This is a genomic window from Proteus vulgaris, from assembly GCF_016647575.1.
Lineage (GTDB): Bacteria > Pseudomonadota > Gammaproteobacteria > Enterobacterales > Enterobacteriaceae > Proteus > Proteus mirabilis_B.
This window is the reverse complement of record NZ_CP032663.1, coordinates 109,252-124,583: the sequence shown is the minus strand read 5'-3', so window position 1 is coordinate 124,583 and position 15,332 is coordinate 109,252. Positions and strand designations below refer to the sequence as shown.

General features: G+C 43.8%; 8 protein-coding genes, 2 tRNA genes, 4 rRNA genes and 1 riboswitch. Of the genes, 2 read left to right on the top strand and 12 right to left on the bottom strand.

What is annotated here, in order from left to right:
- Positions 1–27 precede the first annotated feature (27 nt).
- The 8 genes from rrf (D7029_RS00560) to btuB form a co-directional block, all read right to left on the bottom strand.
- A 5S ribosomal RNA gene (gene rrf, locus D7029_RS00560) occupies positions 28–143 on the bottom strand.
- Between the two features lie 51 nt (positions 144–194).
- A tRNA-Thr gene (locus D7029_RS00555) sits at positions 195–270 on the bottom strand.
- A 43-nt stretch (positions 271–313) separates the two neighbouring features.
- A 5S ribosomal RNA gene (gene rrf / locus D7029_RS00550) occupies positions 314–429 on the bottom strand.
- A 118-nt stretch (positions 430–547) separates the two neighbouring features.
- Positions 548–3,450, bottom strand: a 23S ribosomal RNA gene (locus D7029_RS00545).
- A gap of 237 nt (positions 3,451–3,687) precedes the next feature.
- Positions 3,688–3,763 (bottom strand) — tRNA-Glu (locus D7029_RS00540).
- Positions 3,764–3,847: 84 nt separating this feature from the next.
- Positions 3,848–5,390 (bottom strand): 16S ribosomal RNA (locus tag D7029_RS00535).
- The 16S, 23S and 5S rRNA genes sit together here with 2 tRNA genes alongside, the layout of an rRNA operon.
- Positions 5,391–5,787: 397 nt before the next feature.
- Positions 5,788–6,654: a glutamate racemase gene (murI, locus tag D7029_RS00530; RefSeq protein ID WP_194951598.1), complete on the bottom strand. Its 867-nt coding sequence runs from the start codon at positions 6,652–6,654 to the stop codon at positions 5,788–5,790.
- On the bottom strand, positions 6,599–8,467 hold the full coding sequence (gene btuB / locus D7029_RS00525; protein ID WP_194951597.1) for a TonB-dependent vitamin B12 receptor BtuB: 1,869 nt from the start codon (positions 8,465–8,467) through the stop codon (positions 6,599–6,601). The genes murI and btuB overlap by 56 nt, the downstream gene beginning before the upstream one ends.
- Before the next feature lie 68 nt (positions 8,468–8,535).
- A riboswitch (cobalamin riboswitch) is annotated at positions 8,536–8,743 on the bottom strand.
- A gap of 112 nt (positions 8,744–8,855) precedes the next feature.
- Here btuB and trmA point away from each other — a divergent pair.
- Positions 8,856–9,953, top strand: coding sequence for a tRNA (uridine(54)-C5)-methyltransferase TrmA (gene trmA / locus D7029_RS00520; protein WP_194951596.1), 1,098 nt, complete (start codon positions 8,856–8,858; stop codon positions 9,951–9,953).
- 123 nt (positions 9,954–10,076) lie between these two features.
- On the opposite strand, the gene D7029_RS00515 is transcribed toward trmA, so the two are convergent.
- Both D7029_RS00515 and fabR read right to left on the bottom strand, forming a co-directional pair.
- Entirely contained in the window at positions 10,077–10,478 is a 402-nt protein-coding gene (locus tag D7029_RS00515) for a YijD family membrane protein (RefSeq protein WP_036933245.1), read from the bottom strand.
- Positions 10,478–11,164, bottom strand: coding sequence for an HTH-type transcriptional repressor FabR (gene fabR, locus D7029_RS00510; protein ID WP_069366914.1), 687 nt, complete (start codon positions 11,162–11,164; stop codon positions 10,478–10,480). Before fabR ends, D7029_RS00515 begins: the two co-directional genes overlap by 1 nt.
- Positions 11,165–11,363: 199 nt before the next feature.
- Between fabR and sthA the strand changes: the two genes are divergently transcribed.
- Positions 11,364–12,761 carry a Si-specific NAD(P)(+) transhydrogenase gene (sthA, locus tag D7029_RS00505; protein WP_069366816.1) on the top strand — a complete coding sequence of 466 codons (1,398 nt, stop codon included), beginning with the start codon at positions 11,364–11,366 and terminating at the stop codon, positions 12,759–12,761.
- Here the strand turns inward: sthA and oxyR are convergent.
- Complete coding sequence (oxyR, locus tag D7029_RS00500) at positions 12,753–13,670, bottom strand: DNA-binding transcriptional regulator OxyR (RefSeq protein ID WP_075672972.1); 918 nt, start codon at positions 13,668–13,670, stop codon at positions 12,753–12,755. The genes sthA and oxyR overlap by 9 nt on opposite strands.
- A 233-nt stretch (positions 13,671–13,903) precedes the next feature.
- Entirely contained in the window at positions 13,904–15,286 is a 1,383-nt protein-coding gene (gene argH / locus D7029_RS00495; protein ID WP_194951595.1) for an argininosuccinate lyase, read from the bottom strand.
- Positions 15,287–15,332: the final 46 nt, after the last annotated feature.

Genomic DNA, 15,332 nt, shown 5'->3' with positions numbered 1-15,332 from the left:
TGGGTTGGCTTTCTCGTCTTATTTAATGCCTGGCAGTTCCCTACTCTCACATGGGGAGGCCCCACACTACCATCGGCGCTACAACGTTTCACTTCTGAGTTCGGCATGGATTCAGGTGGGTCCGCTGCGCTATGGCCGCCAAGCAAATTCTGTTTTTATAACTATCTGTTTATGTAGCTATAATTAATTTTTTATGGTGCTGATACCCAGATTCGAACTGGGGACCTCACCCTTACCAAGGGTGTGCTCTACCAACTGAGCCATATCAGCACTAGTGGCTTATTGTCACCGGCTGACACAGCCTAAATTTGATGCCTGGCAGTTCCCTACTCTCACATGGGGAGACCCCACACTACCATCGGCGCTACAACGTTTCACTTCTGAGTTCGGCATGGATTCAGGTGGGTCCGCTGCGCTATGGCTGCCAAGCAAATTCTGTTTTATTACCCGTTATTGTGTATCTCTACACATTAACCAGCAATATTCAATCTTAAACAAGCTTACTTCATCTACTGTCGTCTCTCAGACAAAACACCTTCGGTGTTGTCAGGTTAAGCCTCACGGTTCATTAGTACTGGTTAGCTCAACGTATCGCTACGCTTACACACCCAGCCTATCAACGTCTTAGTCTTAAACGTTCCTTTAGGTCACTCAAGGTGACAGGGAAGACTCATCTCGAGGCAAGTTTCCCGCTTAGATGCTTTCAGCGGTTATCTCTTCCGCACTTAGCTACCGGGCAATGCCATTGGCATGACAACCCGAACACCAGTGGTGCGTTCACTCCGGTCCTCTCGTACTAGGAGCAACCCCTCTCAATCTTCCAACGCCCACGGCAGATAGGGACCGAACTGTCTCACGACGTTCTAAACCCAGCTCGCGTACCACTTTAAATGGCGAACAGCCATACCCTTGGGACCTACTTCAGCCCCAGGATGTGATGAGCCGACATCGAGGTGCCAAACACCGCCGTCGATATGAACTCTTGGGCGGTATCAGCCTGTTATCCCCGGAGTACCTTTTATCCGTTGAGCGATGGCCCTTCCATTCAGAACCACCGGATCACTAAGACCTACTTTCGTACCTGCTCGAGCCGTCACTCTCACAGTCAAGCTGGCTTATGCCTTTGCACTAACCGCATGATGTCCGACCATGCTTAGCCAACCTTCGTGCTCCTCCGTTACTCTTTAGGAGGAGACCGCCCCAGTCAAACTACCCACCAGACACGGTCCCCGATCCAGATTATGGACCTAGGTTAGAACATCAAACGTTAAAGGGTGGTATTTCAAGGTTGACTCCATGCAGACTGGCGTCCACACTTCATAGTCTCCCACCTATCCTACACATCAAGGCTCAATGTTCAGTGTCAAGCTATAGTAAAGGTTCACGGGGTCTTTCCGTCTTGCCGCGGGTACACTGCATCTTCACAGCGAGTTCAATTTCACTGAGTCTCGGGTGGAGACAGCCTGGCCATCATTACGCCATTCGTGCAGGTCGGAACTTACCCGACAAGGAATTTCGCTACCTTAGGACCGTTATAGTTACGGCCGCCGTTTACTGGGGCTTCGATCAAGAGCTTCTCCTTACGGATAACCCCATCAATTAACCTTCCAGCACCGGGCAGGCGTCACACCGTATACGTCCACTTTCGTGTTTGCACAGTGCTGTGTTTTTAATAAACAGTTGCAGCCAGCTGGTATCTTCGACTGGCTTCGGCTCCGTCCGCAAGGGACTTCACTTACCGCCAGCGTGCCTTCTCCCGAAGTTACGGCACCATTTTGCCTAGTTCCTTCACCCGAGTTCTCTCAAGCGCCTGAGTATTCTCTACCTGACCACCTGTGTCGGTTTGGGGTACGATTGTTGGTAACCTGAAGCTTAGAGGCTTTTCCTGGAAGCAGGGCATCAATTGCTTCACCACCTTAGTGGCTCGTCATCACACCTCAGCATTAAGTGACCGGATTTGCCTAATCACTCTGCCTACATGCTTGAACCGGGACGACCGTCGCCCGGACAACCTAGCCTTCTCCGTTCCCCCATCGCAGTTACCACCAGTACGGGAATATTAACCCGTTTCCCATCGACTACGCTTTTCAGCCTCGCCTTAGGGGTCGACTCACCCTGCCCCGATTAACGTTGGACAGGAACCCTTGGTCTTCCGGCGTGCGGGTTTTTCACCCGCATTATCGTTACTTATGTCAGCATTCGCACTTCTGATACCTCCAGCATACCTCACAGTACACCTTCGCAGGCTTACAGAACGCTCCCCTACCCAACAACACATAGTGTCGCTGCCGCAGCTTCGGTGCATGGTTTAGCCCCGTTACATCTTCCGCGCGGGCCGACTCGACCAGTGAGCTATTACGCTTTCTTTAAATGATGGCTGCTTCTAAGCCAACATCCTGGCTGTCTGAGCCTTCCCACTTCGTTTCCCACTTAACCATGACTTTGGGACCTTAGCTGGCGGTCTGGGTTGTTTCCCTCTTCACGACGGACGTTAGCACCCGCCGTGTGTCTCCCGTGATAACATTCTTCGGTATTCGCAGTTTGCATCGAGTTGGTAAGTCGGGATGACCCCCTAGTCGAAACAGTGCTCTACCCCCGAAGATGAGTTCACGAGGCGCTACCTAAATAGCTTTCGGGGAGAACCAGCTATCTCCCGGTTTGATTGGCCTTTCACCCCCATCCACAAGTCATCCGCTAATTTTTCAACATTAGTCGGTTCGGTCCTCCAGTTAGTGTTACCCAACCTTCAACCTGCCCATGGATAGATCACCGGGTTTCGGGTCTATACCCTGCAACTCATTCGCCCAGTTAAGACTCGGTTTCCCTACGGCTCCCCTATACGGTTAACCTTGCTACAGAATATAAGTCGCTGACCCATTATACAAAAGGTACGCAGTCACCCCATAAAGAGGCTCCTACTGCTTGTACGTACACGGTTTCAGGTTCTTTTTCACTCCCCTCGCCGGGGTTCTTTTCGCCTTTCCCTCACGGTACTGGTTCACTATCGGTCAATCAGGAGTATTTAGCCTTGGAGGATGGTCCCCCCATATTCAGACAGGATAACACGTGTCCCGCCCTACTCGTCGAGTTCACAATAACAGCATCTTCGGATACGGGGCTATCACCCTTTACTGCCGGACTTTCCAGACCGTTCTCCTGATGCTGCTATTGATTAAGACTCTGGGCTGTTCCCCGTTCGCTCGCCGCTACTAGGGGAATCTCGGTTGATTTCTTTTCCTCGGGGTACTGAGATGTTTCAGTTCTCCCGGTTCGCTTCATGACGCTATGTATTCACGTCATGATAATATCCATTGGATATTGGGTTTCCCCATTCGGAAATCGTCGGGTATAACGGTTCATATCACCTTACCGACGCTTATCGCAGATTAGCACGTCCTTCATCGCCTCTGATTGCCTAGGCATCCACCGTGTACGCTTATTCGCTTAACCTCACAACCCGAAGATGTTTCTCTCGAAGACCAATGTCTTGAGTTCACACTTCAAGGTCTGAGATTTTGAGAGACTCATCAATATACCTCGGTGATATATTGATTTGTTTTCAATTTTTCAGCTTGTTCCAGATTGTTAAAGAGCATAATAGGTAAAATAACTCATGCGAATTATCTTAACTATTCTCTGATTTTCATCAGACATAGTGTGGTACGCCTTTCACTCATACCGCGCAATTGGCGTCCCCTAGGGGATTCGAACCCCTGTTACCGCCGTGAAAGGGCGGTGTCCTAGGCCTCTAGACGAAGGGGACTCTTGTCAGCTTCGCAGACGCGCTTTTGCTCGTTCTTCATCAGACAATCTGTGTGAGCACTACACATAACACGTATCTCTTAGGTAAGGAGGTGATCCAACCGCAGGTTCCCCTACGGTTACCTTGTTACGACTTCACCCCAGTCATGAATCACAAAGTGGTAAGCGCCCTCCCGAAGGTTAAGCTACCTACTTCTTTTGCAACCCACTCCCATGGTGTGACGGGCGGTGTGTACAAGGCCCGGGAACGTATTCACCGTAGCATTCTGATCTACGATTACTAGCGATTCCGACTTCATGGAGTCGAGTTGCAGACTCCAATCCGGACTACGACAGACTTTATGAGTTCCGCTTGCTCTCGCGAGGTCGCTTCTCTTTGTATCTGCCATTGTAGCACGTGTGTAGCCCTACTCGTAAGGGCCATGATGACTTGACGTCATCCCCACCTTCCTCCGGTTTATCACCGGCAGTCTCCTTTGAGTTCCCGCCATCACGCGCTGGCAACAAAGGATAAGGGTTGCGCTCGTTGCGGGACTTAACCCAACATTTCACAACACGAGCTGACGACAGCCATGCAGCACCTGTCTCAGAGTTCCCGAAGGCACTCCTCTATCTCTAAAGGATTCTCTGGATGTCAAGAGTAGGTAAGGTTCTTCGCGTTGCATCGAATTAAACCACATGCTCCACCGCTTGTGCGGGCCCCCGTCAATTCATTTGAGTTTTAACCTTGCGGCCGTACTCCCCAGGCGGTCGATTTAACGCGTTAGCTCCAGAAGCCACGGTTCAAGACCACAACCTCTAAATCGACATCGTTTACAGCGTGGACTACCAGGGTATCTAATCCTGTTTGCTCCCCACGCTTTCGCACCTGAGCGTCAGTCTTTGTCCAGGGGGCCGCCTTCGCCACCGGTATTCCTCCACATCTCTACGCATTTCACCGCTACACGTGGAATTCTACCCCCCTCTACAAGACTCTAGCCAACCAGTTTCAGATGCAATTCCCAAGTTAAGCTCGGGGCTTTCACATCTGACTTAATTGACCGCCTGCGTGCGCTTTACGCCCAGTAATTCCGATTAACGCTTGCACCCTCCGTATTACCGCGGCTGCTGGCACGGAGTTAGCCGGTGCTTCTTCTGCGGGTAACGTCAATTGCTAAGAGTATTAATCTTAACACCTTCCTCCCCGCTGAAAGTACTTTACAACCCTAAGGCCTTCTTCATACACGCGGCATGGCTGCATCAGGCTTGCGCCCATTGTGCAATATTCCCCACTGCTGCCTCCCGTAGGAGTCTGGGCCGTGTCTCAGTCCCAGTGTGGCTGATCATCCTCTCAGACCAGCTAGAGATCGTCGCCTAGGTGAGCCATTACCTCACCTACTAGCTAATCCCATATGGGTTCATCCGATAGCGCAAGGTCCGAAGAGCCCCTGCTTTGGTCCGTAGACGTCATGCGGTATTAGCCACCGTTTCCAGTAGTTATCCCCCTCTATCGGGCAGATCCCCATACATTACTCACCCGTCCGCCGCTCGTCAGCAAGAAAGCAAGCTTTCCCCTGTTACCGCTCGACTTGCATGTGTTAGGCCTGCCGCCAGCGTTCAATCTGAGCCATGATCAAACTCTTCAATTAAAAGTGTTTGATGCTCAAAGAAATCGAAAACTTAGCTATTCATAAATGAATTTACTTTTGTTGTTCACTCTTCAAGACTTGATACATCTAATATTTTAGAAGATATCGTCTCTGCGAGTGCCCACACAGATTGTCTGATAATTTGTTAAAGAGCAGTGCAACATTCGCTGCCGTTTCCGGTCTTCTGCGTTGTTGCGAGGAGGTGCATTCTACATCTTCCTCATTCAGTGTCAAGCGTTTATTCTCAAGGCTTTTCACTTTTTTCTTTGTTCTCTCGGCTAACTCACTTAGCGTGGTTTGCCGTGACAACGAGGGCGCATTATAGGGAGTTTTGTGAAGCTGGCAACACTTTTTTTGAGTTTTTTTACTGACCGTTGAATTTTCAATCAAATTGCACTTAAAGCGCCAGTTTTCTGAGCGATTCGAAGCCAAAACTTGCTAAAACAGGTTTTAGTAATTCGCTATTCTCATCTTCTTTTAAGCAATAAGCGAAGCTAATTTCATTTGAACCTTTTATTTTCGCTTGATTTACGACCAACCACGCAGTTCTTCGTGCAATTGCAGCACCAGAATCGATGATTCGTGTGCCATCAGGTAAAACAGAAAGAAGTTCATCCGCTAATAAAGGGAAATGAGTGCAACCTAGTACCACTGTATCCGGTGGCTCTTTCATTTTTAGCCAAGGTGTAAGGATTTTGCGAAGCTCATCTAAAGAAACCTCTTCACCATGAAGTTTTCTTTCTGCCAGTTCTACCAGCTCAGCCGAACCTAAAGAGTGAACTTTGCAATCAGTTGCAAAGCGTTCAATAAGTTCATGGGTATAAGGACGTTTAACTGTTGCTCTGGTCGCTAATAATCCAACCACGCCATTACATGTTAATTTAGCCGCTGGCTTAATCGCCGGAACAACACCCACAATAGGGATCTCTGTAAACTTGGCGCGTAAAGCAGGAAGGCTTACTGTACTTGCTGTATTGCAAGCAATAACAATAGTGGCGAGATCATGTTTTTCAGCAACCGCGCTAACTATTCGAACAACACGGTCAATAATGAACTCTTGTGATTTTTCACCATAAGGGAAAGCTTCATTATCGAAAACATAGATATAGTGAGCCTCCGGTAGTTTTTCACGGATCTCACGATAAACAGATAAACCGCCAACCCCTGAATCAAAAACTAATACAGTAGGGTTAGCGGTAGATAGTGCATCAGAAGTTGTAACTTCCTGTGAGGAAGTATTCTCGTCCTGGCGTGCGATAGCCATAAGCTGTCTCATAATCTTTATCAAACAGGTTGGCTATTCTACCACGAATTGAGAGATGTGATGTAATAGGATATGAAGCAGTTAAATCCCAAATACTCACACCACCTAAAGAAACATTCTCATAAGTCCCATAATCTTTATCTGTGCGCTGACCGATATATTGGTAAGTCACACCCATATCGAGTTTCTCGACTTGCCAATCAAGTTGATATTTCAGTTGTTGACGAGCACGACGATCAAGACGTTGATGCGTTTCTTTATTTCTTGCGTCTATATATTGTAGGTTAAAGGTATGATGAAAAACCCAAGTATCCATTTCACCTGTAAATTCCACACCTTTAATTAAAGCTTTACCAACATTGTAATTACGATATGGATAGTTCGATTCACCTTGGATCAAAGAGTTCACATCATTACGATACGCCGTTAATCGCCACTCTAAAGGTCCTGTTAGTCCTTCAAAGCCGCCTTCCCACTGTTTACTCTTTTCAGGTTGTAAGTCTGGATTACTTCCCCATTCACTATAAAGTTGCATCAGTGTCGGAGCTTTAAATGCCGTACCATAACCACCAATCACACGATAACCGTCAACAAATTCCCAGCCTAGGTTAGTTTGCCAAGTAGTATGCCAGCCATATTCTGAATGCTTATCAGAACGTACAGAGGCTTCAGCGATAATCTCACCTAATTTTTGCTGCCCTGTTAGATATAAGCCAGTATTGTCGAAGTGTTCTTTATTAGGAAATCCATTGGAGCCTGCTTTAATAGATTGACGTTGCCAATCAACACCACCACCAATACTACCATCCCCTAATAAAAGGTGATTTCCCCACTGCACATTATATTGCTCAGAGTTGGTAAAACGGCTTCCTTTACCATAGCGACCATAACGAGGATCATAGTCATAATCTTTGGTGTAGTTATAGCTAGTATTTAAAGAAGAAGAGTAGTTATCGCGATGAAACTTCACGCCACCATCATAGGTACGGCTAAATAGAGCTCTTGTATCCGTTAATGTATCGTTATAACTGTCATAATAAGCATCATAAGCGGTGCGATTATCAAAACCATAAGCTCGTGCATATAAAGAAACGTCATCATTAATATCATGATTAACCCCTAACCACAGTGACTTATTCATAAAGCCATCACGATCAGGTTGTGGATATCCACCAGTATTTCCATTCGCTTCTACATCATAACCTTTGGTATAGAGATAACTACCTGCTGCGGTTAATGTTGTTCTATCCCCGACTTTCTGTTTTACCGAACCATCATATTCTTGATAACCATGAGAACCCATTGTGGCATTAAGCGTTCCTCCTTCCGTTTTTCTTTCTGTGAGGATATTAATCACGCCGCCAATCGCATCTGAACCATAAACAGAAGAACGAGGCCCTCTTATATATTCAATACGTTGAACAAGAGAAAGGGGAATTTGGCTAATATCGGAACTACCAGATACGTTAGCCTGATTTAAACGCACACCATCCACTAAGATAAGAACATGACGAGATTCAGTCCCACGGACATAAATAGAGCTCATCTGCCCTATCCCGCCGTTTTGCCCCACATCAATACCCGGCATTCTGCGTAATACATCAATAACACTATTACTCTGCCAACGATCGATCTGTTCACGTTCAACAACAGTGATAGGCGCTAGAATAGAAGAGTTAGGCTCTTGAAAGCGGTTCGCGGTCACACTTAATGTATCGCTGTTATTCGCAAACGCACCAAAACTGCTCACCATGACACTCAAAGCCACACTCGAAGCCATACTAGAAATAAGAAAAACTTTTTTATTATTCATGAAAATCTGCATCCAACAGAATAAGTAGCAGGATGCCGCCAAAATTAAATAAAGCGCGTATTTAATTTAAGATGCGACAGGTCTTCGGCAGGTCTTCGGACTCTAGGTTAAATAAACAATTTTGTATATTTAAGATAATGACTTCCCACCGCACTTATAAGGTGCTTTGTAGTGTCTTTTATTATCCTTGATCCTATTACCGCTGCGCGTCAGTTCTGGCTTTGCACCAGATTCCCTTTTCACTCCTATTAGGAGACCGAATAACTATGCTACGATTTCAAATCCACTGAGTCCAGAAATTGAACATGAAGAATACTGGACATCTTCATGAGGATCTCTACAATTTCGCTCGCTTAACTTTATTACTGCCAAAAAAAGGCGAGATACCATGCAGAATTCATTACCAACGCAAACATATCAGTCTCAACTGAATGAAAAAACACAACGTCTACAAACAATGATGGCCCCTTTTAATGCGCCTGAAGCAGAGGTTTTTTCATCACCAGAACAGCATTATCGTATGCGTGCGGAATTCCGTATCTGGCATGAAGAAGATTCTCTCTATCATATTATGTTTGACCAAGAGACTAAGCAGCGTATTCGTGTTGACCAATTTCCGGTTGCCAGCCAACTTATTAATAAAATGATGGCTGCCTTGTTAGCAGAAATAAAAGATAAACCGACACTCAGAAAGAAACTGTTTCAGATTGATTATCTTTCTACGTTGAGTAATAAAATTATTGTCTCATTGCTTTATCACAAGAAAATTGATGAAACCTGGCAACAAGAAGCAATGGCATTACGCCAATCATTAATTGCTCAAGGTTTTGATGTGCAATTAATCGGTCGCGCATATAAAACAAAAATTATGCTCGATAACGATTTTATTGATGAAGTGCTCCCCGTTGCTGGCAAAGAGATGATTTATCGCCAAGTTGAAAATAGCTTCACGCAACCTAATGCACAGGTCAATATTAAGATGTTGGAATGGGCATTAAAAGCAACGGAAAATGCAAAAGGCGATCTGCTTGAGCTGTATTGCGGTAACGGTAACTTTTCATTAGCGCTCGCACGTAATTTTGATCGCGTACTGGCAACAGAAATCGCCAAGCCTTCTGTTTATGCCGCACAATATAATATTGCAATGAACAATATTGATAATGTGAAGATTATTCGCATGTCTGCTGAAGATTTTACTCAAGCAATGAATGGAGTAAGGGAATTTAAACGCCTAGAAGGGATCGATTTAAAAGATTACCAATGTGAAACCATTTTTGTTGACCCACCTCGTAGTGGCTTAGATGAGAAAACTGTAGAGTTGGTTAAAAGTTACCCTAGCATTTTATACATTTCTTGCAACCCAGAAACACTGTGCCAGAATTTAGAAACGCTAATTAAAACACATAAAATCAGCAAATTAGCTTTATTCGATCAATTCCCATACACTCATCATATGGAATGTGGCGTGCTATTAGAAAAAAGATAACTGCTTATTTCACTTGTTATAGATAAAAAATCTCCAATAGCACCAATAAAAACAAAAACACCAGCAAGATAACTTGCTGGTGTCAAAATTTCGCTGTGTTTACAACAAAGAGATAAGTACAGACTAGTACTGTTCTGCTTGTGATGCTCTTTCAGCTTCTTCAGCTTGTAGGCGTAAGCGTTGGCGCTGTTTAAATTGACGATAAATCCACAACGCAACAATAACAATACAAACAGAAGAGAAAAAGTTTGAACCCCATTCAGGATTAACGGTTCTGGTGTAAGCGTTATAACCGAATAGGCCTAATAAAAAGAATGAAAAAATCAGCTTAGGCATACCATCGGTCATAGGTTGATTTAAATAACGCTGATATAAACAGTAAACTGCCAAGATTAAACTGATGAGTGGGAAAACTGACCACGTCTCAATAAATGAATTAAAAAAACTCGAATAAGTACCATGTAAAGCGACACCAATGACTGTGGCAAGTAATAGCGTGCTTTTTTCACAGCGATTTTGTTCCATCATTTGTCTCCTTTCTGATGCGTTTTTTTCTTTATCTCTGGGTTATCTTGTAGAGGTATTTGCGTTTCTTGCTCGCGTCGATACCAATAATAGGCACCTTTAGCAATCATTCGCAGTTGTATAACTAATCTTTCTTCTAATTGTTGACGCTTTTCAATATCAATATCCAGTGCTTCTGCGCCTGCACTAAATACAATAGTGACCATTGCTTCAGATTGCATTTCTGTAAAATAACGTGGCATATGACTTTCTTGCTCAAGGTAGTCTGCCAGTTCTGCAATAAAATGTTGGATCTCTCGTGCGACTGCGGCACGAAATTCCGCCGAAGTCCCAGAACGCTCACGTAATAATAATCGAAACGCATTAGGATTATTGCCAATGAATTCCATAAAAGTAGCTACTGATGTTCTGATAACACTGCCACCTTTCGCAATACGTTGACGTGCTTGGCGCATTAATTGACGTAACATCAATCCACTTTCATCAACCATCGTGAGTCCTAGTTCATCAACATCTTTAAAATGACGATAAAATGAGGTAGGTGCAATACCAGCTTCTCTAGCCACTTCTCGTAAACTTAGGCTTGTAAAGCTACGCTCGGCACTGAGTTGGCTAAAAGCAGCTTCAATTAAAGAGCGACGGGTTTTTTCTTTTTGTTTAGCTCTGATGCCAATATTATTACTCACGGAAATCCTGATAATCCTAATTTGGTTTATACTCAATATATCAAACTTTGTTAAAAAAGCAGTGCGTACAATCATCTCTCAAGACACATTCTCATAAAAACTCAACAAAGTGTGACTAATGCCCTTAATGTCAATTGGGCTATTATTCATTCTAATGTTAATATAGCGTTGTCGGTTTGTATAAAACAGGTCTCTTCCTATGCAACATTCTCATTTCGATGCAATTGTGATCGGTTCAGGTCCTGGTGGTGAAGGCGCGGCCATGGGGCTTGTTAAACAAGGAAAGCGCGTCGCAGTTATAGAACGTTATAACAAAGTCGGTGGCGGCTGTACTCACTGGGGAACTATTCCTTCAAAAGCCCTACGTCACGCAGTAAGCCGTATTATCGAATTCAATCAAAACCCGCTTTACAGTGACCAATCTCGTCTTATTAACTCCTCTTTCTCTCAAATACTTCGCCAAGCCAGTACCGTAATTAGTCAGCAGACTAAAATGCGTCAAGGTTTCTATGAGCGTAATAATTGTACAATGTATTCGGGCGAAGCTGCGTTTATTGATGAGCACAGGATCAGCGTGCGTTATCCTGATGGCACTTGCGATATTCTTTCAGCAGATAATTTTATTATTGCAACAGGTTCGCGTCCTTATTGCCCGCCAGATGTCGATTTCTCTCATTCTCGTATTTATAACAGTGACACTATTCTCGATTTAGAGCATGAACCTCACCATGTCATCATTTATGGTGCTGGTGTCATTGGTTGTGAATATGCCTCTATTTTTAGAGGATTAAGAGTAAAAGTAGACTTAATTAATACTCGTGATCACCTATTGTCTTTCCTTGATCAAGAGATGTCTGACGCGCTTTCTTATCACTTCTGGAATAACGGCATTGTTATTCGCCATAATGAAGAATATGAAAGTATTGAAGGTGTCGATGATGGTGTGATTGTTCACTTAAAATCAGGTAAAAAAGTCAAAGCAGATTGCCTACTTTATGCGAATGGTCGAACAGGAAACACAGACACACTAGGCTTAGAAAACGTAGGTATTAAAACAGATAGTCGTGGGCAAGTTTCTGTTAATGCACATTACCAAACCAGTTGCGAACACATTTATGCCGTTGGTGATGTCATTGGTTACCCAAGTCTGGCTTCAGCGGCTTATGATCAAGGTCGAATTGCAGCTTTGGCGATCACAACCGGAAAATCAGAAACACATTTAATTGAAGATATTCCGACGGGGATCTACACCATTCCTGAAATTAGTTCTGTTGGTAAAACAGAGCAACAACTCACTGCAATGAAAATTCCTTATGAAGTGGGTCGCTCTCAATTTAAACATCTGGCAAGAGCGCAAATTGCAGGCATGAATGTAGGGAGTTTGAAAATTCTCTTCCACCGTGAAACCAAGCAAATTTTAGGTATTCACTGCTTCGGTGAGCGTGCTGCTGAAATTATTCATATCGGGCAAGCGATTATGGAGCAAAAAGGTGAAGGCAATACTATCGAGTATTTCGTTAATACTACCTTCAACTATCCAACAATGGCAGAAGCCTACCGTGTTGCTGCACTTAATGGTTTAAACCGCTTATTTTAATGCGTTTTGTTTTTCTGCATAAAATGCGGTCATATGTTCACGGATTGTCTCTGCTAACTGTTCATAACGATTACGCAAAGGTGATCCGGGACGATAAACCAATATAATAGAACGTGATGGATTGGGATCAGTACATTCTAGATAACAAACCCCATCACGTTTTTGTTCTTGAGGTACCGATAAATCAGGCAATAAGGTTATTCCACTACCAGCAGCGACCATATTACGCAAAGTCTCTAAACTCGTTGCTCTAAAATGCGTATCTTCTTTCGCCCCCGCTTGGAAGCAGAACCCTAACGCTTGATCGCGTAAGCAGTGCCCATCTTCTAACATTAATAAACGCTGACCCGCTAAGTCGCCCATTGGCACAGACTCGCGTTCATGCCACGGATGTCCTTCATAAATCGCTAACTTCATTGGCTCTTCAAATAGAGGCACTTCAATAAATGGCGCACTCTCTTTTACCATTGCTAAAATAGCACAATCGAGTTTTCCGCTATCTAACTGAGCTAATAAGCTATGAGTTTGTGCTTCATGAAGATACATCTCTAACTTAGGGTAGTTTTTATGTAATTCAGGAATGATATGAGGCAATAAATAAGGGCCAACTGTAGGAATAAGCCCAATATGTAAAGGCCCCGCCATACTTTCGCCTTGCAATGAAGCCATTTCTTGTAGCACTTTGACTTCACGTAAAACGGTTTTCGCTTGATCCACCAGCAATAAACCTTGTTGAGTAAACAAAACCTTACGGCTAGTTCTTTCAAGCAACATCACACCAAGTTCATCTTCAAGTTTACGAATTTGACCACTTAATGTTGGCTGACTCACATGGCAAGAATCTGCCGCACGACGAAAATGTTTATGCTCAGCTAGAGCCACCAGATATTCCAAGTCACGGATATTCATTGCAGATCCCACATTTATTGCTGATAGTTAATGTCTATAGATAATATAGTAACTGATAAATTTTTCTATCAGTCGAATGTTATTCTGTCTCTCTTTTTCGATATTTTCTGAATAAACAACTCAAACAAAAATAATTTCTTTCAATATTATCGGCAATTAAAAATAAAAGAACAGAGTGAAATTCACCCTGTTCTTTTTGAATAACAATAAGTTGTCTCAGATAAACGCTTTTCTTATTTATCCATATCTAAAACTTCTTTGGCTTTTGCTATCGCATAAGCAACCTGTTTTTGAGAAACACCGCCTTTTGCAAGACGTTTATCTAAGCAAGATTGAAGCGATAAAATATCGTACACATCAATCATGATTTTACTGTTAAACATCTGTAATTCAGAAAGAGGGAGTTCTTCAATCGCTTTACCTTGCTCAATGGCGCAAACAACCACTTCACCCACAATATGGTGAGCTTCACGAAATGGCACACCTTTAGCAACAAGATAATCTGCCAGTTCAGTGGCATTCGCATAACCTTGTTTAGCCGCTTCTTCACAACGAGGGCGACGGATTTGGATCCCATCCAGAACAAGCGTTGCCATATGCAAACAATCAGACCATGTATCGATAGCGTCAAATAGCCCTTCTTTATCTTCTTGCATATCTTTATTGTAAGCGAGAGGTAGACCTTTTAAGGTCATCATCATGCCAGTTAATGCGCCTTGTACTCGTCCACATTTCCCACGGATAAGCTCCAGTGCATCTGGGTTTTTCTTTTGAGGCATTAATGATGAGCCAGAAGTCACTTTATCTGATAATTCAATAAAACCCGCTTCACCACTATTAAAGAAAATAAGATCTTCTGCAAAACGAGATAAATGCACCATACCAATAGCCGCAGAGGATAATAGCTCTAAGACATGATCACGATCGGATACGCTATCTAAGCTATTATTGGTTGCACTCGCAAAACCTAACCATCCCGCTAATTGTTCACGATCGATATCATAAGCCGTTCCGGCTAAAGCCCCACAACCTAATGGGCTGACATCTAAACGTTTTAATGCATCAGCTAAACGGCTTTCATCTCTGGCTAGCATTTCATTGTACGCTAAACACCAATGTGCAAAAGTGACTGGCTGAGCTCGCTGTAGATGGGTGTAACCCGGCATCACGGCATTTTGATTCTGTTCTGCGGTGATAACTAAGGCTTTTTGTAGCTCAACAATCGCTTGGCGAAGATGAATGACTTCTTCTTTACACCATAGCTTTAAGTCTGTTGCGACCTGATCATTACGACTACGACCTGTATGTAATTTTTTACCTAAGTCACCCACTTTGGCAATAAGCTTACTTTCAACCCAGCTATGAATATCTTCTGCATCACTTTGTAAAATAGACTGTGGGTTTGCCGTTACTTCTTCTGATAATTCATTTAACGCTTGCTCAAGTTGAGCTTGTTCATCTTGCGACAATACACCAACTGTGACTAACGCTTTAGACCAAGCTACTGAGCCAAAGATATCCTGTTGTGCCAGTCGAAAATCAAACCGCAGTGAATCATTGAATTGTTTAAACCGTTGATCAGCTTCCTGACTAAAACGTCCACCCCAGAGTGCCATAATCGCTTCCTGTATTTATTCTGTGTAATAAAAAAGAGTGAGAGTG

Coding starts and splice junctions, on each gene's coding strand:
- murI (WP_194951598.1), bottom strand. CDS start 6,654: ATGGCTATCGCACGCCAGGACGAGAATACTTCCTCACAGGAAGTTACA.
- btuB (WP_194951597.1), bottom strand. CDS start 8,467: ATGAATAATAAAAAAGTTTTTCTTATTTCTAGTATGGCTTCGAGTGTG.
- trmA (WP_194951596.1), top strand. CDS start 8,856: ATGCAGAATTCATTACCAACGCAAACATATCAGTCTCAACTGAATGAA.
- D7029_RS00515 (WP_036933245.1), bottom strand. CDS start 10,478: ATGGAACAAAATCGCTGTGAAAAAAGCACGCTATTACTTGCCACAGTC.
- sthA (WP_069366816.1), top strand. CDS start 11,364: ATGCAACATTCTCATTTCGATGCAATTGTGATCGGTTCAGGTCCTGGT.
- oxyR (WP_075672972.1), bottom strand. CDS start 13,670: ATGAATATCCGTGACTTGGAATATCTGGTGGCTCTAGCTGAGCATAAA.
- argH (WP_194951595.1), bottom strand. CDS start 15,286: ATGGCACTCTGGGGTGGACGTTTTAGTCAGGAAGCTGATCAACGGTTT.